The organism is Mycobacterium sp. ACS4054 (genome assembly GCF_001667275.1).
Classification (GTDB): Bacteria; Actinomycetota; Actinomycetes; order Mycobacteriales; family Mycobacteriaceae; genus Mycobacterium.
In genome coordinates this window covers 119022-139692 of sequence record NZ_LZHV01000050.1, presented here as the reverse complement: position 1 = coordinate 139692, position 20671 = coordinate 119022, and the positions used below count along the sequence as shown (strand labels likewise).

Sequence of the window (20671 nt, the reverse complement as noted above, 5' to 3'; positions counted from 1 at the left end):
GTCACCACTCGGCCGTCGCCGTGACCCTGGGATTGAGCCCGGAGCAGCAGGAGCTCAGCGATGCGGTCGGGCAGTTCGCCGGCCGGCACGCCCCCATCGCCGCCACGCGCGACAGTTTCGATGATCTTGCGGCGGGCCGGTCCCCGGAATGGTGGGATGCACTCGTCGGCAACGGTTTTCACGCCGTGCACGTGCCCGAGGACCTGGGCGGGCAAAGCGGCCGGCTGATCGACGCCGCCTGCGTCCTGGAGGCGGCGGGCAGGGCGCTACTGCCCGGGCCGCTCCTGCCGACGGTCGCCGCGGGGGCCGTCGCCTTGCTGGCCGATGCGACACCGGCCGCCGAGGCACTGGTGCGGCGCCTGGCCGCGGGCGCGATCGCGGCCGTCGTGCTGCCCGACGACGGCGACTTCCGCGCGCTCGCCGACGGCGGGGGATGGTCGGTCACCGGCGCGTCGGAGGTCACCGCCGGCGTGTGCGCGGCGCAGACGGTCCTGGTCGCCGCCCGTGGGGACGACGAAGGCGTGGTCTGGGTGGTCGTCGACGCTGAAAAGCCGGCGGTGACAGCGGAACCCGTGAACGGGACCGACCTCGTCGCCGACGCCGGGGTGTTGCGGCTCGACGACTACCGCGCGGCGGGCTCCGAGGTGCTCACCGGCATCGATCCCGACCGCGCACGGTGCGTGACGCTCGGGCTGCTGGCCAGCGCGTTGAGCGGCATCGTGCAGTGGTGCGTGGAAGCGGCCACCGCGCACCTGCGGAGCCGGGAACAGTTCGGCAAGGTGATCGGCACCTTCCAGGCGTTGCAGCACAACGCCGCGATGTTGCTGGTTAGCAGCGAACTGGCCACGGCGGCGGCCTGGGACGCGGTCCGCGCCGCCGACGAACCGATCGACCAGCACCGCATGGCCGCCGCCGGCGCGGCGGTGATGGCGATCGCACCCGTGCCAGATCTGGTCCTCGACGCGCTGACCATGTTCGGGGCCATCGGCTTCACCTGGGAGCACGATCTGCATCTCTACTGGCGCCGGGCGATCAGCCTCGCGGCGTCGATCGGCCCGGCGAATCGCTGGGCCCGGCGCCTCGGGCGGCTGACCTGCACGCAGCAGCGCGACATGTCGGTCGACCTCGGGGACGCGGAAGCGCAGTTCCGTTCCCGGGTGGCCGAGACCCTTGACGCCGCAATGCAGTTGGCCAACGACATACCGGCACCGCACGGCGACTACCCGGACCAGGCCTCCGGGCCCCAGCGCACGTTGCTGGCCGATGCCGGGCTGATCGCGCCGCACTGGCCGGCGCCGTGGGGCGTCGATGCGGGTCCCCTCAAGCAGCTCATCATCGACGAAGAGTTCGCCAAGCGGCCCGCGCTGGTCCGGCCGTCGCTGAACATCGCCGAGTGGATCCTGCCCTCGGTGCTGGCCGCCGCACCAAAAGACCTGCAGGAAAAGCTGATTCCGCCGACCCAACGCGGCGAGATTCATTGGTGCCAGCTGTTCAGTGAGCCGGGCGCCGGCTCCGACCTCGCGTCGCTGGCCACCCGCGCAACCAAGGTCGACGGCGGTTGGCGGATCAACGGCCACAAGATCTGGACGTCGCTGGCGCAGTACGCCGACCTGGGCGCCCTGCTGGCGCGCACCGACCCGGAAGCCAGCAAGCACCGTGGCATCGGTTATTTCATCCTGGATATGCGGTCGCCCGGCATCGAAGTCCAGCCGATCAAAACGGCCACCGGGCAGGCGCACTTCAACGAGGTGTTCCTCGACGACGTCTTCGTTCCCGACGAGATGTTGCTGGGCGCACCCAGCGACGGCTGGAACCTCGCGATCGCCACCATGGCCGAAGAGCGTTCGGCCATCAGCGGTTACGTCAAGTTCGACCGGGCGGCCGCTCTGCGCCGGCTCGCGGCGGAACCGGGGCCGGACCGCGACGACGCGCTGCGCGCGCTCGGCGAACTCGACGCCTACGCCAACGCCATCAAGGCCCTGGGGGTGCGCGAAACCATCCGGTTGCTCGACGGCCAGGCATCCGGCCCGGCCTCCAGCATCGCCAAGGTCGCCATGAACGTGCTGCTCCGCAAGACGTTCGAGGCCACGCTGCAATTGACCGGGCGCGCCGCGATGGTCGCCGACTCCGACCCGGACATCGTCGAGCGGTACCTGCACCTGCCCGCCGAGCTGATCGGCGGAGGAACCCGGGAGATTCAGCTGAACATCATCGCGCAGATGATCCTCGGACTACCCCGAAAGTAGGACGGCCCATGGGTTTACGCGGAGAGGCCGCGATCGTCGGATACGTCGAACTGCCGCCCGAACGGCTCAACAAGGCCACGCCCGCGCCGTTCGCCATCGAGCAATGGGCGGAACTCTCCGCGGCCGCCCTCGCCGATGCCGGGTTGCCCGGTGCCGTCGTCGACGGCATCGTGGCGTCGCACCTGGCGGAGTCGGAGATCTTCGTGCCGTCGACCATCGCCGAATACCTCGGCGTCGGGGCGCGATTCGCCGAACACGTGGACCTCGGCGGAGCCAGCGCCGCCGCCCTGGTGTGGCGGGCGGCCGCGGCGATCGAGCTGGGCATCTGTGACGCCGTGTTGTGCGCGCTGCCGGCGCGCTACATCACCCCCTCGTCGAAGAAGAAGCCCCGACCGATGGTGGACGCGATGTTCTTCGGTTCGTCGAGCAACCAATACGGCTCTCCCCAGGCCGAATTCGAGATCCCCTACGGCAACCTCGGCCAGAACGGGCCCTATGGGCAGGTCGCCCAGCGCTACGCGGCCGTGTACGGCTACGACGAGCGGGCGATGGCCAAGATCGTCGTCGATCAGCGGGTCAACGCCAACCACACCGACGGCGCGATCTGGAAGGACAAGCCGCTCACCGTCGACGACGTCCTGGCCAGCCCGGTGATCGCCGACCCGCTGCACATGCTGGAGATCGTCATGCCCTGCGTCGGGGGCGCCGCGGTCGTCGTCGCCAACGCCGATCTGGCCAGACGCGCGCGTCACCGACCGGTGTGGATCAAGGGATTCGGCGAGCACGTGCCGTTCAAGACCCCGACGTACGCCAAGGACCTGCTGCACACGCCGATCGCCGAGGCCGCCGACACCGCGTTCGCCATGACGGAGCTGAGCCGCGAGCAGATGGACATGGTGTCGATCTACGACTGCTACACCATCACCGTGTTGCTGTCGCTGGAGGACGCGGGCTTCTGCGAGAAGGGCAAGGGTATGGAGTTCGTCGCCGGCCACGACATGACCTTCCGCGGCGACTTCCCGCTCAACACGGCCGGGGGGCAACTCGGCTTCGGGCAAGCCGGCCTGGCCGGCGGCATGCACCACGTCTGCGACGCCACCCGCCAGATCATGGGCCGCGCGGGTGCGGCCCAGGTCGCCGACTGCCACCGCGCCTTCGTGTCCGGCAACGGGGGCATCCTGTCGGAGCAAACCACGCTCATCCTCGAGGGGGACTGATCGACATGGCCACCTTCGAGCGCCCGATGCCCGTCAAAACCCCCACCAGCGCGCCATTTTGGGATGCGCTGGCGCAGCATCGCATCGTCATCCAGTACTCGCCCTCGCTGGGCAGTTACGTGTTCTACCCGCGGGTGCGCGCGCCGGGCACGCTCGCCGACGATCTCGAGTGGCGGGAGATCTCCGGCATGGGCACGTTGTACTCCTACACCGTGGCGCGCAGGCCGGTCAGCCCGCACTTCGCCGACGCCGTGCCGCAGCTGCTGGCCATCGTCGAATGGGACGAGGGGCCCCGGTTTTCCACCGAGATGGTCGACGTCGACCCCGCCGACCTGCGGGTGGGGATGCGGGTCAAGCCGGTGTTCTTCGACTACCCGGAGCACGACGTCACCATGCTGCGGTATGCGCCCGCCGACTGAGGCCGCCGCCGAGCGTGCGGCTAGCCGCACACTCGCGCTCGAACGTGCGGCCAGCCGCACACTCGGGGCGGCGGACTATTAGTCGCGGATTTGGCCGCGGACACGCCGCAGGCGAGCGGACCGCGTCTGGCGCACTCGGTATTGCAATGCAACCGAATAGCGAGGGCACCGCGGCCGCGCAGCCAGTTGACACTGTGATCGCCGCCATTATCTACTAGTCACTATTTCGGAGAGGAGCGCGGCATGCACAAGGACGACTTGATCCTGATCAGCGTGGACGACCACATCGCCGAGCCCGCCGACATGTTCGACGCCCACGTGCCCGCGAAATACAAGGACCGCGCACCGCGGGTGGTCCTCGAACCCGACGGCGTGCAGCAGTGGTACTACGGCGAGGTCCGCGGGCGCAACATGGGCCTGAACGCCGTGGCGGGCAAGCCGCGGGAAATGTACAACATCGACGCCTCGCGCTACGACGAGATGCGGCCGGGTTGCTTCAACGTGGACGAGCGGGTCCGGGACATGAATGCGGGCGGTCAATTGGCGGGCCTCAATTTCCCGAACTTCACCGGCTTCTCCGGCCAGGTCCTCAACCAGGGTCCCGACCGCGAGGTCAACCTGGTGATGATCAAGGCCTACAACGACTGGCACATCGACGAGTGGTGCGCCGCCTACCCCGGCCGATTCATCCCCTGTGGCATCCTGCCGCTGTTCGACGTGGCCGAGGCGGCCAAGGAGGTCAAGCGGCTCGCGGGCAAGGGCTGTCACGCGGTGACGTTCTCGGAGAACCCAGAGGCGTTGCAGATGCCCAGCATTCACACCAAGTACTGGTACCCGCTGTTCGAGGCGGTCTGCGAGAACAAGACGGTGCTGTGCACGCACGTCGGCTCCGCGTCGCGTTCCCCGCAGGTGTCGACGGACGCCCCGCCCAGCGTGCAGATGACGGCGTCGTCGATGATGAGCATGTTCACGTTCACCGAGCTGATCTGGGCCGAGTTCTGGGCGGACTTCCCGCAGCTGAAGTTCTCCCTCACCGAGGGTGACGTCGGCTGGATTCCGTACTTCCTGTGGCGCGCCGAGCACGTATTCAACCGCCACTCGGGCTGGACGCTGGCCAAGTTCCCGCCCGGCTATAGCGGCCCGGCCGACGTGTTCAAGCGGCACTTCTACACGTGCTTCATCAGCGATAAGGTCGGCGTGCGCAACATGGACTGGTTCAACGAGGACATGCTGTGCTGGGAGTCCGACTTTCCCCATTCGGACAGCAACTGGCCGTTCGCCCCGGAAGACGTCATCGAGACGATGGGGCATCTCGACGATTCCGTGATCGACAAGATCACGCACGAAAACGCCATGGCCGCCTACTCATTCGACCCGTTCCGGCACATCCCGAAGGAGCACGCCCGCGCCGGTCAGCTGCGGGCCCAGGCCGCCGACGTCGACGTGGTCACGCACGTCGGCCGCCGCGCCAGCCAGCGTGATCGCGACGCCTGGACCCGGATGACGCAGTTCGCCCTGCAGGCGCAGGTGACGGCCGAGGCTCCTGATATTTCCCGGCGCGCCGGGTTGCGCGCGACCACCCTGGGCAACTGAACGTGACACCCCAGGCACCGTTCGCCGGCTGGCGCGTGGTGGAGGTGTCCAACGGCATCGCGGTGTCCTACTGCGGCAAGATGTTCGCCGACGCCGGCGCCGACGTGGTGAAAATCGAATCGCCGCAGGGGGATTCGCTGCGCGGGCGGTCCGCGGGTGGGCCGCCCGGGGCCCTGTTCGGCTATCTGGCCGCCGGGAAGAGGTCGGTCACCAACGGCGACCCGGCGGAGGTCGCGACGCTGCTGGCCGGTGCCGACATCGTGCTGACCGACCTGACCGACGGGTGGACACTCGAGGAAATCACGTCCCACACCGGACCGTCGGCCGTGGTGGTCGCCGTGACCCCATTCGGCACAACCGGCCCCTACGTGGACGATCGCGTCGCGGCCAACGAGTTCATCCTGCAGGCGTTGTGCGGCTCGACCGCCGGGCGCGGCTGGCCGGAGGACGAACCGGTGCAGGCCGGCGGTGAGCTGGGTGAGTGGCTGGCCGGCACGTTCGCGGCCGCGGTCGCCGCCGCGACCGCCCGGCACGCCGCGCGGGGCGGACGCGGGGAGATCGTCGACGTCTCGACCTACGAGGCCATGGTGATCGCGATGGGCGGCCTGTCGGCCATGTCGGCCAGCGTGCTGGGCGCGGATTCGCTACTGGGACAGCGCAGTCTGGAGCTGCCGTCGATCGTTCCCACCGCCGACGGCCTGGTCGGCTTCTGCACCATCACCGCCCAGCAGTTCCAGGACTTCCTGGTGCTGATCGACCGCGCCGATCTGCTCGACGACGCCGACCTGGCCTCGTTCGACGGGCGCGTCGCCCGCCGCGACGAGTTCCTCGGCATGGTCACGCAATGGACCCAGTCCCGCACCACGCAGGAGATCGTCGACCTCGCGGTCGCATTCCGAATCCCGGTGGCCCCCATCGCGACGCCCGAGATGCTGCCCAAGATCGACCATTTCGTGGAACGCGGCGTGTTCGTCGAATCCGAAGCCGGCGTCCTTGCGCCGCGGGTGCCCTACCGCAGCGACGCGATGATCACCGGGCCGCCCGGACGGCCGCCTCGACTCGGCGCCGACAACGGCCGAATCCACTGGCCGCCAAGGCCCGCCCGGCCCGCGGGTTCCGCCGCAGACGCCCTGCCGCTGGCCGACACGCGGATAACCGATTTCACCGCCTTCTGGGCGGGGCCGGTCGCGACGCAACTGCTGGGCGCGCTGGGTGCCGACGTGATCAAAGTCGAGGGCGTCCGCCGCCCCGACGGCATGAGGTTTTCCGCGGGCCGCCCACCCAGCTGGGATCAGTGGTGGGAGTGGGGCCCGGTCTTCTTGTGCAGCAACAACAACAAGCGCGGCGTCAGCGTCGAACTGAGCACCGACGCGGGCCGCGCCCTCGCCCTCGATCTCATCGCCGCCAGCGATCTGGTCGTCGAGAACTTCTCGCCGCGGGTGATGACGAACTTCGGCCTGGGCTGGGATGCCGTGCGCGCGGCCAACCCCCGCGCGATCATGGTGCGAATGCCCGCCTTCGGCCTCGATGGTCCGTGGCGCGACCGCGTGGGTTTCGCCCAGACGATGGAACAGGCGACCGGCATGGCGTGGATGACCGGACACGCCGACGGCCCCCCGGTCATCCCCCGCGGGGTGTGCGACCCGATCGCCGGCCTGCACGCGGCCTTCGCCGCCGTGGCCGCGCTGGTCATCCGCGACCGCGACGGCACCGGAATGCACGTCGAATCCACCATGGTCGAAGCGGCGCTGAACGTGGCCGCCGAGATGCTGGTGGAGTACTCGCGCGACGGAATCGAGATGCGCCGCAACGGGAATCGCGGGCCCGGTGCCCGGCCGCAGGGGGTCTATCGCTGCCACGGTGATGACGAGTGGGTCGCGCTGGCCGCGACCGACGACGCCGCGCGCACGGCCCTGGCCGGGCTGCTGGGGCGGCCGGATATCCGCACGAGCGACTGGCACGAGCAACCGGATGAACTCGACAAGCTGATCTCCGACTGGGCGGCCCGGCGTTCGGTGGCCGAGGCCGTCGGCGCACTGCGCGCCGCAGGAGTGGCCGCCGCGCGGGTCACGGCGGCCCCCGAGCTGCTTGGTGACCCGCACCTGCGGGCGCGCGGCTTCTGGGAGACCGTCGATCACCCCGTGGCCGGTGAGTTCCTTTGTACCGGAATGCCATTCGCGTTCCTCGGCAAACCGCGCCGCTGGATTCGCCGGCCCCCGCCGACGTATGGCCAGCACACCGCGGAGGTCCTGACCGGCCTGCTGGGGCGCACCGACCATGACCTGTCCGCCCTGCGGGAATCGGGGACCATCAGCACCCGGCCGGCGGGCCTGTGACATGGCGGTGACCCTGTGCGTGCCGCCCCGTCCCGGCGAGTTATGCGCGCCGGTACGGTTTTTGGTCCGCCGGGACTCGGTGGTGATCGAATTGACCGCCCGGCACCGGATCACGAGCGTCGAGTGGGACGAGCACGAGCGAGCGGTGGCGATGGTCGTCGAGATCACCGACCCGCAGACGGCGCGCCCCGTGGATGTGCGGATCGACATCGTGGAAGCGGCGGCGGCCGGGGGTGCTCGGACCACGACGATCGGAACCATCTCCCGCGACGGGCGACGATACGACGTCGTCGGCACCTATCTCGGTGTCGTGGCGGACGAAAACTAAGAGCGAGGATCGAAGTGGCAACCACGAGACGCACGGCGGCGATCGTCGGGGTGCACAACACCCGGCAGGGCCGACGCCTGGACGGTGAGACCTCACGCAGCCTTGCACTGGCGGCCATCCGCGGTGCGCTCGACGATGCGGGCCTGCGCATCGAGGACGTGGACGGCATCAGCGCGGGCCCACTATCCACCGCCCTGATCTACGACCTGCGCCTGGGGCCGGCGTGGCAGGGCCTCGCGTTCGGGGTGGGCATGATCACCGAGGCGGCCGCCGCCATCGAGCATGGCATGGCCGATGTGGTGGTGCTCGTCGCCGCGCAGGCCGGGGAGTACCGCGACCACGAGGCGACGGCGCCGTGGACCCGGCCCGAGAACGAATTCGTGGCGCCGTGGGGCATGTTCACCACCGCCGAGTTCGCGCTGATCGCGCGCCGCCACATGCACGTTTACGGCACGACGCGCGAACAACTTTCGATGGTGGCCGCGACCATCCGCAACAACGGATCGCGAAACCCCGAAGCCGTGTACTACGGGCGCGGGCCCTTCACGCCCGACGACATCACCGCCTCCCGGCCGATCGCCGACCCGTTTCATCTCCTCGACTGCGCCACCACCTCCGAGGGCGGGTGCGCACTGGTCGTGGCAAACCTCGAAAAGACCGAGGGCGCAAGCCAACCCGTCTACGTTTTGGGCAGCGGTGCCGACTTCCACGGCCCGTCGTATCAGCACCCGCCGGCGTGGGACCTCGCCGGTCGGCGGGACGGGAACGTCAACGGTGTAGTGGGCAGGCGCGCGGCCCAGCGCGCGTTCGCTCATGCCGGACTGCGGCCCGGAGACGTCGACGTCCTGGAGCTGTACGACCCGTTCTCGTTCGAAATCATCCGCCAACTCGAGGCGTTCGGGTTCTGCGGCGACGGCGAGGGCGGACCATTCGTCGCCGACGGGCACATCGCCATCGACGGCAGCCACCCCATCACCACCGACGGAGGAACCATGTCGTTCAGCCATGCGGGCTCCAATCCGCAGATGATGCAGCGGGCCGTCCGGGCCGTCCAGCAGCTGCGCGGCCAGGCCGGCGAACTGCAGGTACCCGATGCGCATATCGCGTTGTGCAGCAACGGGGGAGCCGGGGCCTTGTTCACCACGCTGCTGATCCTGGGGGACGAACCGCTGTGACCGCCGATGCCCTGCGCCCACAAACCGGCCCCGTGCCCCACGCCACTAGCCCGCTCAGCGTCCCCTTCTGGCAGGGCTGCCGGTCGGGGGAGTTGCGATATCAACGCTGCGAGGCCTGCGGCCTGGCGAACTTCCCGCCGACCGAGCACTGCCGCGAATGCCTTTCGGCGCAGGTGCGTTGGGAGCGTGGCGGCGGGTCCGGCGAGATCTACAGCTGGACCGTGGTTCGGCGACCGGTGACGGCGGAATTCGAGCCGCCCTACGCGCCGGCGATCGTCACCCTGGACGAGGGCTACCAGATGCTGACCAACGTCGTCGGCGTGCCGCCGGAGGAGTTGCGCATCGGCATGCGCGTGCGGGTGCAGTTCCACCCCGTCGGTCCCGACGTGACGCTGCCCTACTTCACCGAATCACCATGAGCCCGCAGCGAACCAGCAACGGCCTGCCGGTAACCGCCTACCTGGTGCTGGGTGTGCTGGCCGCCAACGACGAGCAGCTCACCGCGGGCGAGATCAAGATGCGCGCCGAGTTGTCGGTCGGCCATTTCTATTGGTCCCCGTCGGTCAGTCACGTACGGCGCGAGCTGAACCGGTTGTTGGCACGCGGCATGGTCGGCGAGATCGCCGCCCAATCGGGCAAGCGCGCGATCACGCTCTACGAGACCACCGATGCCGGGCGGGACGCCCTGCGCCGGTGGGTGCAGCACTTCCCGGGTCAGGACCGGGTCGTCATCAAGCACCCGGTCATCCTCAAGACGTGGCTCGCCCGCGGCGAGGACCCCGACCGCGTCGTCGACACGTTGGACCGGCACCTCGAGGCGACGCGGGCGCGGCTGGACGAGGCGTTGTGGTCACGGCAGCGGTCGCGCGAACTCGGCATCACCGACGACCCGGAACAGCGCTTCTCCTTCGCCGTCCTGGACTATGCGATCCGCGGCCTCTACGCGGAGCTCTCCAACATCGCCCAGTTGCGCGACGAAATCGCCGCTGGGACAGCGCGGGATCCGGTCAAACGGGTGCGACGGTCGAAGGGCCAGATCCGCCGCCGGGTGACCGAGAGCCCGACTTAGGCGCCACGACCGCGTAGGCGGTCCCGCGCGGTTCGCGCTCCCACAGCAGCTCGTCGTCGGCGACGGTCGTTCCTTCGGCGATCAGCTGGCGCTTGAGCACCTTGTGCGTGGCGGTGCTGGGCAGGTCGGTGGCGATGCGGACGTAGCGCGGGCGGCCCTTCGGGGACAGGTCGGCCTGGGCGTCGAGAAACGCCTCGAACGCGGCGGGGTCGAGGGTCTGCCCCTCGTTGAGGACGATCGCGGCCATCACCTGGTCGCCCACCCGCTCGTCCGGAACGGCGTACACCGCGACGCGATTGATGGAGCTGTGCCGCAAGAGGATTCGTTCGATAGGGGCCGCCGTGAGGTTCTCGCCGTCGACCCGCATCCAGTCCGCGGTGCGGCCGGCCAGGTATATCCAGCCTTCCGCGTCCCGGTAGGCGAGGTCACCGGACCAGTACATGCCGTGGCGCATGCGCTCGGCGTTGGCTTCGGGATCGTTGTAGTAACCGGTGAAGAACCCCGAGCCGGCCGTGTTGACCAACTCGCCCACGGCTTCGTCGGCATTGACCAATGCGCCGTCGGCGTCGAAGCGCGCGACCGCGCACTCGGTGACGGTGTCGCTGTTGTAGATCGCCACCCCGTCGGCCCCCTTGCCGATGGAGCCCTTCGGAGTGCCGGGTTCGCGGATCACCATGACGGCGTTCTCCGTGGAGCCGAAGCCGTCCTCGACCTGGACGCCGAACCGGCGCGCGAACTCCTCGATGTCCTTGTCGTTGGCCTCGTTGCCGAACGCGACCCGCAAGGAATTGTCGGCGTCGTCGTCGCGTTCCGGCGTCGCGAGGATGTAGGCCAGCGGCTTGCCCACGTAGTTCATGTACGTCGCGCCGTAGTGGCGGACGTCGTCGAGAAAGCTGCTCGCCGAGAACTTCGCCGGCACGATCGCGGCGCCCGAGACCACCGCGGGCGCCCATCCCGCGACGACGGCGTTGGAGTGGAACAGCGGCATCGACACGTAGCAGGTGTCCCGCTCGGACAGCGCGAAGCGCTGCGCCAGGTTGAGCCCGGCGAATGCCGCCATCAGGTGTGATACCTGCACCGCCTTGGGGTTTCCGCTGGTGCCCGACGTGAAGATCATCATGAACGGGTCCATCGCGGTGACCTGCCGGTGCGGGACGAGTTCACCGGCGTCCTTGACGAATTCGGTCCATTCCGGCGTCGAGGTGTCGAGGATGTGTGTCCCGTCGAGGTCGAGGCCGTCGAGCAGGTGGCGGTGTTCGGCGTCGGTCACCAGGAACTGGCAGTGGGCGCGCCGAACGTCGGCCGCGAGCGCCTCGCCGCGCCGCGTGGTGTTCACGCCGCACAGGACGTAACCGCCGAGGCCTGCCGCCGCCATCTGGCTGAGCATCTCGGGGTTGTTGCCCAGCAGGGCGCCCACGTGCATGGGCCGGTCCGGGTCGGCGGCGGCTATCAGGGCCGAGGCCCGCGCCGACGCGCCGGCCAGGTACTGACTCCAACTCCACTGCAAACCACGATGTTTCACCGCGGCCCGCGGATCGGACAGGCGCTTGCGCAGCAGTGCCTGGATGGTGTCGTCAGTCATCGGTCGGAGTCACCTTTGCTCTGCCTAGCCCTACGAGACGAGACGGTCCGTCTTATCGTAGCGGTGGTCGGGCCGCGCCCGAAGCCGGTCCGTCATCACCTCGCGTTGGGCAACCCGTCATCGCAACTTCTCCCACGATTCCCCATCGACGAGTGCGTGTACAGCGGGCGCGTCGGGGCCGAGCGGGCCACCATTGCCTCATGCTGTTCGAGTTGCACAGGTCGCTGCTACTGCTCAGGAATCGGGCGCGACACCTCCTCGCCGAACCTCGCGGTCGCGGTCGGCGTACCCGCCCCTTCGGCGGACCGCGGCCCGGCTCACCCGGCGGTGAGGAATGAGGCGCCGGCTTGCCTGCGCCGCTGCTCATACATGGCCTGGTCGGCGCGCTCCAGAACGGCGTCGATGGACCGGCCGTCCCCGGATCGGTGCGCTGCGCACCCGACGGTCAACACGATGGGGATCAACGTCCCGCTCGCAAGGGTGATCCGGGTTCCCTGGATTCCACTGGTGATGCGGTCGGTGAGCGCCTTGAGCCCGCGATCGTCGACGGTGTCGGTGATGACCAGGAATTCGTCGCCGCCCCAGCGGGCGACGAGCCCGTCGTCTTTGACGGCAGCGAGTAACCGGCGGGCGACCTCGACCAGCAGTTCGTCGCCGGCCCGGTGGCCGTGCCGGTCGTTGATGGACTTGAATTTCTCGATGTCGCAGAACAACACGCCATAGCCGTCATCGGCCGTGTCGAGTTGCTCGAGCCGGCCCCACGCCGCGGAGCGGTTGGCAAGGGACGTGAGTGTGTCGGTGGTGGCCCGGCGGGCCAGCTCCGCCTCTCGCATCCGTTCGGGGGTGACGTCGAGGATTTGAGAGACGAAGCAGCGCGGCTGGTTACGCGGCCCTTGGACGAGCACGGCGGTGAGATCGCACCACAGGATGCGTCCGTCGGCGGCGATGAAGCGCTTGTCCATGCGGTAGGTGCGCCGGCGGCCCGCAAGGCACTCGGCGAGCAACGCCAGGTCCGCATCCAGGTCGTCGGGATGGGTGATCTCCTGAAAGGTCAAGCCGGCCAGCGCCTTTCGGCCGTAACCGAGCATGTTTCGCAGCGCTCGGTTGGTGCGCTGGAACGTGCCGTCCAGGCCGACGACGGCCATGCCGATGGGGGAATGCGTCAACGCCAGGTCGAACCGGCGCTCGCCCAGCACGTCGAAGATGGCCGAGGACTGATCGACCGGTTCCGCGACGGCAGCACCGGCCGGAAATCCGTGGGTGGGGGACTTGGGCCGGCTGAGGTAGAAACCCTGCGCCCACGGGATGCCGGCCGCACCGAGGGCATCAAGTTCGCCCTGGGTCTCCACCCCCTCGGCGATGACCGTGGCGCCAATCTGCGCGGCGAACTCGGCGATCGATTGGGCCAGATGCCGCCGGGCATCGTCGGCGTCGATGTTGCGGGTGATCGAGTGGTCGATCTTGATGAATTCCGGTGTCAACTCCAGCACGTGCGAGAACGACGAGAATCCGGCGCCCACGTCGTCGACGGCCACCCGCATGCCGCGCGCCCGGCATGCTTCCAGGACGTCGTCGAGGGCGTCGTAGTTCTCGACGGCATCGTGCTCGGTGATCTCCAACACGAGGCGAGACGGGTCGACCTCGGCGAGCAGCTCGGTCCACTCCGTGAGCAGCACCGCCGACGGGGAGATGTTCACTGCGACGAATACACCGTCGGGCAGCTGGGGCACCAGCGACAGCGCACGGGCGATGACCGCGGTCTCCAACTCGATGTCCAGGCCCAACAGGGCCGCCTCGGCGAAGACGAGATCGGGGCGAAACGGTTCGCAGGGGAAGCGCGCGAGCGCTTCGACGCCGAGCACCTCGCCCGACGAGACGCTGTGCACCGCTTGGAAGACGATCTCGAAGTCCCGCTTGGCGACCATTCGGCGAATGCCATCGTGCTGATCTGTCGGGATTTTCGTCGGCCCCAACGGCATTTCCATCAAGGTTCCGATGAGCTCGGCCATTTTTCTGATGACCCGGAGATCGACGTCAGCCAGCTGCGGCTTCGGCTGCTGGCTGACCGCACCCACGATGCCGGCCGCCGAACCGTCCGGGCCGAGCAACGGAACACCGACGTAGGCCCGCACGCCCCATTCGCGGGTCTTCGGCAGAAGAAAAGCGGTCTTGTCGGCCAGCGTGTCGGGGATCACGGCGGGCAGCCGCCCGTCGATCACGCGGACGCTGTACGAGTCGGCCAGGGAAGCGGTGTCGCCGGGCGATAGGCCCAAGGGCCGGGTGTCACCGTCGAACACCTCGAACACCTGCATGCCGTTGCGAAACGACGCGATCCACGCCGTGTCGAGGCCGAGGCGACGGCGCAACAAGCCCAGGAGCGTGTGGACCAACTCCACCGAATCTCCCGGGTCGCGGGCCGCGCCGTTTGCTCCCGGCGCCTCGGCACCCATAGCGAACGATGGTAACCAGGCATGCTGACCGGGGTGCCGGGAATCGATCGGATTGCCAGCCGATCGGTAGTGCGCAAGCCGCACCCGGAAAGGCGTTGCGGGCCGTTCCGGCCGTCAGCCGCCCACCATCATCAGGCCGCCATCGACTGCGAGTAACTGCCCGGTGATGAAACCCGACCCGGGGCCGGCCAGAAAGACCAGCATTGGACCCAGATCCCGTGCGGGGTCCCCCAGCGCGCCGCCCAACGGAATCATCATCTGCATCTGCTGGTCGATGAACGCGCCGGCCTCGGGGCCGAGGAATTCGCGCAGCCGGTCGGCGCCGGCCGTCTGCACCGCCGGGGCCAGTGCGTTGACGGTGACGTTGTCACCCGCCCACGCCTTGGCCGCCGACCGCGTCCACGCCTGAACCGCACCCTTGGTGGCGGCGTAGACGGCCGAAATCGGGCTGCCCATAACGGCTTCCGACGAGCCGAAGTTGATGATCCGGCCGCCCTTGGGGTCCTGCCCCTTCATCACCGCGTGGGCGGCCTGGTTGGTCAGGATGGTCGCCTTCACGTTGGTGTCCAACAGGAACGAGATCTCGTCGGGGCCGATGTAGCCGGGAATCCCGGCCTGCCACAACCCCGCGGCGTTGACCAAAACGTCCAGCCCACCCAGGCGTTCGGCGGCTTGCCGCACCGTCGCCGAGACGGCCTCGGCGTCGCGCACGTCGCACTGCAGCCAGGCGGCCGCGAGGCCGTCCGGCGGCGGCGTGCGGTGATAGGTGGCGGCGACCTCGGCCCCCGCCCCGCCGAGGGCCGCAACGGCGGCCGCGCCGATCCCGGTCGCGGCGCCGGTCACCAGGACCCGCCGGCCGCTCAGCGGTTGCGTCGTAGCTGACATGGCCAAGACGCTACCGCCGGGCGGTGCGGGTGGTTACGTGCGCACCGCGATCGTCGACAGCAGGTCGGCGAGCCGGTCCGGCTGGTCGATCATCGAGAAGGTCCTGGCCCCCTCGATGACCTCCAAGCGGGCGTTGGGAATGGTGGCGGCCAGCCGGACGCCGTCCTCCTGCTCGAAGAACACGTCGTCGGCCGACCAGGCGATGAGGGTGGGCTTGTCGAACTCGGGCAGCCGGGCCGCCACGCCCGTGGTGACCTCGGTGCGCATCGACAGCGTGAACTGGCGCAGGTCTTCGGCTATCCGGGGATCGGACAGCCCCGGGCGCACCCATTCCTCGGTGAGGTCGTCGATGTTGCGATGCGCCAGCCCGTCGAACGCTCGCTTGCGCGCCGCCGGCACCCGCATGGCCTGGGAAACAGCCTTGAATGTCGTCTTCGACTTGGCGGCAAGAATCACCGGCTTGAGGATCGGCGGCGGAAAGTGTTGGAACGCATCGCAACTCGTGAGCACGAGCGCGCCGAGCCGCTCGGGGTGGTGCACGGCGACGAGTTGGGTGACGACGCCGCCGGTGTCGTTGCCGACCAGCACCACGTCTTCGAGGTCGAGTGCGGTCAGCACCTCGGCGACCATGCCGGCGACGCCCGTGATCGTTCGGTCGGCGCCGCGGCGCAACGGTTCCGGATGCGCGCCCAGTGGCCACGTCGGGGCGATGCACCGCAGGCCACGGCCGGCCAGTCGCTCGCCGACCCGGCGCCACAGCTGGGCGCCCATCATGTACCCGTGCACGAAGACCACCGGCCTGCCGTTTTCGGGTCCGGTTGCTTCGTAATGGATGGTTCCGGCACTAATGTCGATCGTCGACATGGAAACTCCTACCTCGGGATACACTTACAAACAGGCTGTCTGTTCGTAAGTTACCAACAGGTTGTATGGAAAGCAAGCGACGGACTCAGGAAGAGCGCTCCGCGGCGACCCGCGACGCGCTGATCGCGGCCGCCCGAAAGCTGTGGGGCCTTCGTGGTTACGCGGACGTGGGTACGCCGGAGATCGCGACCGCGGCCGGGGTGACGCGCGGCGCCATGTACCACCAATTCGCCGACAAGGCAGCGCTTTTCCTGGAGGTGGTCGAAACTGTGGAGCAGGACGTGATGGCGCGGATGGGCACGTTGGTGGCCGAGTCGGGGGCGACGACGCCGGCGGACGCGATCCGCGCCGCGGTCGACGCGTGGCTGGAGGTGTCCGGTGATCCGGAGGTGCGTCAGCTGATGCTGCTTGACGCCCCAAGTGTGCTGGGCTGGGCGGGGTTTCGCGACGTGGCCCAGCGGTACAGCCTGGGGATGACCGAGCAGTTGCTCACCGAGGCCATCAGGGCGGGCCAGTTTCCGAAGCAGCCGGTGCGCCCGCTGGCGCACGTGCTGATCGGCGCCCTCGACGAGGCGGCCATGCTGATCGCCACCGCCGAGGACCCCAAGCGCACCCGCCGGGAAACCCGCCAGGTGTTGCACAGGTTGATCGACGGGATGCTTGCGCTGGGATAGCGGTCAGTCGCCGCGAACGGCGGCGACGCCGGCGATGACGCCCCGGATGAGCCGGTCGAGGTGTTCGGCGCTGTCGACGGCCGGCTGCCCCGCGACGAATGTCAGCATGATCCCGTTGATCAAGGCCAGGGTGGCGATCGCCTGGTCGGCGACCAGCGCCGGGTCGGGCGCGCTCGCCGCGGGATGCCATTGGGTGACCACATCGCGGGCCAGGGTGTGCAGGCGCGTCGCGGACTCGTCCAGGATGTCGGCCAGCTCCGCGTCCCGGCCGGCGAGCAACGCGAGCTCGTAGCGGGCCTTGGCGCGGGTCAGCCAGGGTTCGGTGTTGACGTACATGACGATGCGGGCCAGCCCCGCGGTGCCGGTGAAATGCGCCGACGGGTCGTCGGCGAGCTCGGCCATCCGGGAGAAGTCGGCCACGTCGAGTTCGGCCAGCCGGGTTGCGACGGCGTGCAGCAGCGCCTTGCGGGTCCTGAAGTAGAACGAGGCGGTGCCCGCCGGCACGCCGGCGTGGTCGTCGACCCGGGGGTGGCTGACGCCGTGGACTCCATTGCTGCCCAGCAACTGGATCGCGGCGTCGGCGAGCTGGCGGCGCCGCTCGGGCGCGTTGTGCTTTCTACGTGCAGCGATGCGTCCAGTCTAGAACTGACCGCAGTTGGGTGCGGTCGGTTCGCCGTTGAAGCGGGCGGCGATCCACTGCATGGCCGGCTCGCCGTCGACGAGCATGGGCAGCGCGTGGTTGATGATCAGCTTGTTGAGAAACGGCGGTTCCTCGTTGGTGCGGAATTCCACGTCGGCCCCCTGGGCGCACCAGTCGCGACCGAGTTGGTTGGCCGCGGTCCACGGCACCAGCGGGTCGTACCGGTTGCTGTTGATCAGCACCGGCGCGTTGGGTTTGTAGCGCCCTATCCGCTGGTCCTCGAACAGGGTGCTGAACGGTTCTTCGTTGACCAATTGATGGATGTCTTCGGTGAAGTACGGCTGGATGTGGCGAAACATGAAGTCCAGCAGGGTTTGTCCGACGCATTGGCGCGACACCGATTCCAGCATCGCCAGCCCTCGCGGCGTCATCTTGGAGCGAATCGCGTCGGCGGCCTCGGGGTAGGCCGCCATCACGCTGTTGAGGGCGTACCCGACGACGCCGACGAGAACGCTGCCGTCGGCGTAGGGAAACAGCTCCTTGAGGTTCGCGGGCGGCGCCCCGGCATAGGTGCCCACGATGTGAAGATCGGGCGCGTAGGCCGACGCCAGCTCGGCCGCCGATGCGGTCGCGCCGCCACCCTGCGAGTAGCCCCAAAAGGCCACCGGCCCATGGGGATCCAGCGAGGTGCCGGGCAGCCGCATCGCCGCGCGGGCGGCGTCGAGCACGGCCTGCCCCTCGGCCACGCGGCCCACGTAGGTGTGCATCGTGGTGGTGCCGAGGCCCTCGTAGTCGGTCATCACGATGGCGAAACCGCGCGCGACCATCGTGGCGACGAACAGCTCCTCGTAGTTGAACATGATGTCCCAGCCGCCCGAATAATGGATGCCCTGGTTGAACATCCGCGACGGCGCGCACTGATTGCCTTGGCCCTGCGTGCCGGGCGCGTAGCTGATCAGGGGCCGCGGCCCCTTGCCCGGCCACGCGTTGTAGGGCTCGAAGTAGGTGCCCGTGACGGCGATCGGGTTACCGCGAGTGTCGGTGCTGCGGTACATGATTCGGGTACCGGTGGCCATGATCGCGCCCAGCTGGCCCGACGGTTCCAGCACCAGCCGTGACGGCTCGGTGCGGATCAGGTCGCCCGGCTGGCCCGGTGGCAACGGGTCGGGCGGCGTGTAGAACTGCGCGTACTGCGGTTCGTCCCCGCCGTCGGCGCCGCCGCTGCCCGCGCCCCCGATCAGGGTTGAGGTGAAGATCAGCAGGACGGCGAAAGCTCCCCCAACCCGGCGCATTACGGAACGGTAACAATCGGACGCCGCCGGGGGAAGGGCAATCTCTAAACTTTTAGAGACCGCCCGCCCGCTAGCGGTGGTTCCGGGCGAAGAACTGCCAGATTGTGTCGGTGGCGTCCAGGGCCGACGAGGGGGCGGGGATGCCCGCGAGCTTTTCGGCGAGGGGGCTGGGCTCACCGCCCGGCCATTGGTGACCGGCGCCCGCCACCGCGATCAACTCGACGGTGCGCCCGTCCGCGCACCCGGCGGTTTGCGTGGTCACGTCACCCGCGGTGCTCGCGTTGGGCGGCCCGCACGCGTCGATGGCGCGCCAGGTGGCGTTGACGGACTCCACCGATGGCCCGTCGACGCGGGCAGTCCCGTTGGCCGTGAAGGCTTTTCCGGGGCCGCCGTTGTAGGGGACCCGGTCGTCGGCCGTGCCGTGGATCTGCAGCACCGAGGTCCGCCGGGCGTGGGAACAGTCGGTCAGCAGCGTGCCCGCCACCGGAGCGATCGCCACGAAAAGGTCGGACTGGCAGCCCAACCGGAGCGCCATCATCGCGCCGTTGGACATGCCGGTGGCGTAGACGCGCGCCCGATCGATGGGCAGCTGTTGTTCGATGGCGGCGACCATGGTCGTGATGAAGCCGACGTCGTCGGCGTCGACGCGCTGCGGTTGACCGCAGCAGGTGCCGGCGTTCCAGGCGCGGTTGAGCCCGTCGGGGTAGGCGACCAGGAATCCCCCGCGGTCGGCCTCGGCGTCCCAGTGGTAGGCGCGCTCGGCCTGCTCGCCGTTGCCGAAACCGCCGTGCAGCATCACCACCAGCGGGGCCGGATCGGACACGCCCTGTGGTCGGTACAGGTGAAAGGACCGGCTGACACCGCCCGACTCGATGCTCTGCGTCGACTGCCCGACCGGGATCGTCTGCGGGCCGGGCGTTCCCAGTGCATGCCCGCCGCCGCCCAGGCACCCGCCGAGCAAGACGGTCAGGACGGCGATGACGCAGAGGCCGGCCCCCCGGGCCCGACGCGATGGCATGCCGCCATCGTGGCAGCCGGCGGCGATTTTGACAAGTTACTTGTCAATCAACGCGCGAGTGGCACACTCATCCCCGTGCGACGGCCCCTGCATCCCGATTGGCAGCCCACCGTTCCGGCGCTGGTGAACCTGGTGGCCGCGTCCGGGGCGCCCGGACTGCGGGCGGCGTTCACGGCCGCGGGACTCGACGGCATCCGCCCGGCGCAAGCGGTTGCCCTGGTGCCGCTGGCGGCCGGGGGACTGCACGCGTCGGACCTGGCCGACCGGCTCGGCGTGACCCGTCAGGCAGTTGCCCAGGCAATCGCCGCCCTGGAGCGGCATGGCTACGTGTCCCGCGCGCCCGATCCGGTCGACGCCCGAGCGCGCATCATCGAGTTGACGACGCGCGGCCGGCACGCGCTTCGGGTAATGCGCTCCCATGCAGTCGATTTGGAGACGCGTTGGGAGCGGGTCCTGGGGCGTCAGCGGTTGGGCGAGTTGCGCGAAACCCTACAGCTGCTGCTCGTCCACGCCGCCGAAGCGGCACCCGAGTGACGGCACCGGCAAATCGTTCGTCTTAGCGGGCGTTCAGGGCGTAGGTTCGACCCAAGACAATGAACAGGAGTCCGCCGTGCCCATCTTCATGGTCGAGCGCAACTTCGCCGAGGAGCTGGAACCCAGCCTCGAGGTCGCCGACGGGATCAATCGGATCAACGATCAGGAGGGCGTCCGCTGGATGTACTCGTTCCTCTCGGCGGACAAAAGAAAGACCTATTGCCTGTACGAGGCGCCGTCGCCCGAGGCGATCAGAACGGCGGCCGCGCGGGCCGGGCTGCCCGCCGATGTCATCGTCGAGATGCGCGATCGGGTCATGCCCACCGGTGCCACGTCGGACATCTGAGGT

19 protein-coding genes are annotated in these 20671 nt (G+C 69.1%); 12 read left to right on the top strand and 7 right to left on the bottom strand.

Translation table 11 applies throughout. The annotated features are described in order from the left end of the window. The first annotated feature begins 20 nt into the window (after positions 1–20). The 9 genes from A5730_RS13505 to A5730_RS13465 all read left to right on the top strand — a co-directional run bounded on the left by A5730_RS13505 (position 21) and on the right by A5730_RS13465 (position 10383). A complete protein-coding gene (locus A5730_RS13505) occupies positions 21–2246 on the top strand; it encodes an acyl-CoA dehydrogenase (RefSeq protein WP_067900905.1) in 2226 nt (741 codons plus the stop codon). Positions 2247–2254: 8 nt separating this feature from the next. Then, complete coding sequence (locus A5730_RS13500) at positions 2255–3463, top strand: thiolase family protein (RefSeq protein WP_067900902.1); 1209 nt, start codon at positions 2255–2257, stop codon at positions 3461–3463. 5 nt (positions 3464–3468) lie between these two features. After that, positions 3469–3882 (top strand): Zn-ribbon domain-containing OB-fold protein, encoded by a 414-nt coding sequence (locus A5730_RS13495; protein ID WP_067900900.1) that lies wholly within the window; start codon positions 3469–3471, stop codon positions 3880–3882. 243 nt (positions 3883–4125) lie between these two features. Beyond that, positions 4126–5475, top strand: coding sequence for an amidohydrolase family protein (locus A5730_RS13490; RefSeq protein WP_067900897.1), 1350 nt, complete (start codon positions 4126–4128; stop codon positions 5473–5475). 2 nt (positions 5476–5477) lie between these two features. Continuing rightward, positions 5478–7811 (top strand): CoA transferase, encoded by a 2334-nt coding sequence (locus A5730_RS13485; RefSeq protein WP_067900895.1) that lies wholly within the window; start codon positions 5478–5480, stop codon positions 7809–7811. A 1-nt stretch (position 7812) separates the two neighbouring features. Then, positions 7813–8139, top strand: a complete 327-nt coding sequence (locus A5730_RS13480) for a hypothetical protein (RefSeq protein ID WP_067900893.1) — start codon at positions 7813–7815, stop codon at positions 8137–8139. Positions 8140–8153: 14 nt separating this feature from the next. Then, on the top strand, positions 8154–9314 hold the full coding sequence (locus tag A5730_RS13475) for a thiolase family protein (RefSeq protein WP_067900890.1): 1161 nt from the start codon (positions 8154–8156) through the stop codon (positions 9312–9314). After that, positions 9311–9733, top strand: coding sequence for a Zn-ribbon domain-containing OB-fold protein (locus A5730_RS13470; protein WP_067900887.1), 423 nt, complete (start codon positions 9311–9313; stop codon positions 9731–9733). Before A5730_RS13475 ends, A5730_RS13470 begins: the two co-directional genes overlap by 4 nt. Next, positions 9730–10383 carry a PadR family transcriptional regulator gene (locus A5730_RS13465; RefSeq protein WP_067900886.1) on the top strand — a complete coding sequence of 218 codons (654 nt, stop codon included), beginning with the start codon at positions 9730–9732 and terminating at the stop codon, positions 10381–10383. The genes A5730_RS13470 and A5730_RS13465 overlap by 4 nt, the downstream gene beginning before the upstream one ends. Here A5730_RS13465 and fadD1 read toward each other — a convergent pair. From fadD1 to A5730_RS13445, 4 genes are all read right to left on the bottom strand, one after another. After that, positions 10322–11965 carry a fatty-acid--CoA ligase FadD1 gene (gene fadD1, locus A5730_RS13460; RefSeq protein ID WP_067900883.1) on the bottom strand — a complete coding sequence of 548 codons (1644 nt, stop codon included), beginning with the start codon at positions 11963–11965 and terminating at the stop codon, positions 10322–10324. The two genes, A5730_RS13465 and fadD1, sit on opposite strands and share 62 nt — an antisense overlap. A gap of 317 nt (positions 11966–12282) precedes the next feature. Next, entirely contained in the window at positions 12283–14415 is a 2133-nt protein-coding gene (locus tag A5730_RS13455; RefSeq protein ID WP_067900881.1) for an EAL domain-containing protein, read from the bottom strand. Positions 14416–14529: 114 nt separating this feature from the next. Continuing rightward, positions 14530–15300, bottom strand: coding sequence for an SDR family NAD(P)-dependent oxidoreductase (locus tag A5730_RS13450; protein ID WP_067900878.1), 771 nt, complete (start codon positions 15298–15300; stop codon positions 14530–14532). 33 nt (positions 15301–15333) lie between these two features. Further along, the gene (locus tag A5730_RS13445; protein WP_067900876.1) at positions 15334–16164 is read right to left on the bottom strand and encodes an alpha/beta fold hydrolase; all 831 of its coding nucleotides are present in this window, start codon (positions 16162–16164) and stop codon (positions 15334–15336) included. Positions 16165–16229: 65 nt separating this feature from the next. Here A5730_RS13445 and A5730_RS13440 point away from each other — a divergent pair, with 65 nt between their 5' ends. Then, a complete protein-coding gene (locus A5730_RS13440) occupies positions 16230–16838 on the top strand; it encodes a TetR/AcrR family transcriptional regulator (protein ID WP_067900874.1) in 609 nt (202 codons plus the stop codon). A 3-nt stretch (positions 16839–16841) separates the two neighbouring features. On the opposite strand, the gene A5730_RS13435 is transcribed toward A5730_RS13440, so the two are convergent. From A5730_RS13435 to A5730_RS13425, 3 genes are all read right to left on the bottom strand, one after another. Then, the gene (locus A5730_RS13435; RefSeq protein WP_255385262.1) at positions 16842–17468 is read right to left on the bottom strand and encodes a TetR/AcrR family transcriptional regulator; all 627 of its coding nucleotides are present in this window, start codon (positions 17466–17468) and stop codon (positions 16842–16844) included. Positions 17469–17477: 9 nt separating this feature from the next. Further along, positions 17478–18770: a lipase family protein gene (locus A5730_RS13430; protein ID WP_082946826.1), complete on the bottom strand. Its 1293-nt coding sequence runs from the start codon at positions 18768–18770 to the stop codon at positions 17478–17480. Positions 18771–18840: 70 nt separating this feature from the next. Further along, positions 18841–19788, bottom strand: a complete 948-nt coding sequence (locus A5730_RS13425; RefSeq protein ID WP_067900869.1) for a PHB depolymerase family esterase — start codon at positions 19786–19788, stop codon at positions 18841–18843. A 75-nt stretch (positions 19789–19863) separates the two neighbouring features. On the opposite strand from A5730_RS13425, the gene A5730_RS13420 reads away from it, so the two are divergent. Together A5730_RS13420 and A5730_RS13415 are read left to right on the top strand one after the other, a co-directional pair. After that, complete coding sequence (locus tag A5730_RS13420; RefSeq protein WP_067900867.1) at positions 19864–20322, top strand: MarR family winged helix-turn-helix transcriptional regulator; 459 nt, start codon at positions 19864–19866, stop codon at positions 20320–20322. A gap of 76 nt (positions 20323–20398) precedes the next feature. After that, on the top strand, positions 20399–20668 hold the full coding sequence (locus tag A5730_RS13415) for a DUF4242 domain-containing protein (RefSeq protein WP_055403572.1): 270 nt from the start codon (positions 20399–20401) through the stop codon (positions 20666–20668). Positions 20669–20671: the final 3 nt, after the last annotated feature.

What these genes read in the sequence shown, in the direction of transcription:
- A5730_RS13500 (WP_067900902.1), top strand. Translation starts at nt 2,255, where the DNA reads ATGGGTTTACGCGGAGAGGCCGCGATCGTCGGATACGTCGAACTGCCG.
- A5730_RS13495 (WP_067900900.1), top strand. Translation starts at nt 3,469, where the DNA reads ATGGCCACCTTCGAGCGCCCGATGCCCGTCAAAACCCCCACCAGCGCG.
- A5730_RS13490 (WP_067900897.1), top strand. Translation starts at nt 4,126, where the DNA reads ATGCACAAGGACGACTTGATCCTGATCAGCGTGGACGACCACATCGCC.
- A5730_RS13480 (WP_067900893.1), top strand. Translation starts at nt 7,813, where the DNA reads ATGGCGGTGACCCTGTGCGTGCCGCCCCGTCCCGGCGAGTTATGCGCG.
- A5730_RS13465 (WP_067900886.1), top strand. Translation starts at nt 9,730, where the DNA reads ATGAGCCCGCAGCGAACCAGCAACGGCCTGCCGGTAACCGCCTACCTG.
- fadD1 (WP_067900883.1), bottom strand. Translation starts at nt 11,965, where the DNA reads ATGACTGACGACACCATCCAGGCACTGCTGCGCAAGCGCCTGTCCGAT.
- A5730_RS13455 (WP_067900881.1), bottom strand. Translation starts at nt 14,415, where the DNA reads ATGGGTGCCGAGGCGCCGGGAGCAAACGGCGCGGCCCGCGACCCGGGA.
- A5730_RS13450 (WP_067900878.1), bottom strand. Translation starts at nt 15,300, where the DNA reads ATGTCAGCTACGACGCAACCGCTGAGCGGCCGGCGGGTCCTGGTGACC.
- A5730_RS13445 (WP_067900876.1), bottom strand. Translation starts at nt 16,164, where the DNA reads ATGTCGACGATCGACATTAGTGCCGGAACCATCCATTACGAAGCAACC.
- A5730_RS13440 (WP_067900874.1), top strand. Translation starts at nt 16,230, where the DNA reads ATGGAAAGCAAGCGACGGACTCAGGAAGAGCGCTCCGCGGCGACCCGC.
- A5730_RS13430 (WP_082946826.1), bottom strand. Translation starts at nt 18,770, where the DNA reads ATGCGCCGGGTTGGGGGAGCTTTCGCCGTCCTGCTGATCTTCACCTCA.
- A5730_RS13425 (WP_067900869.1), bottom strand. Translation starts at nt 19,788, where the DNA reads ATGCCATCGCGTCGGGCCCGGGGGGCCGGCCTCTGCGTCATCGCCGTC.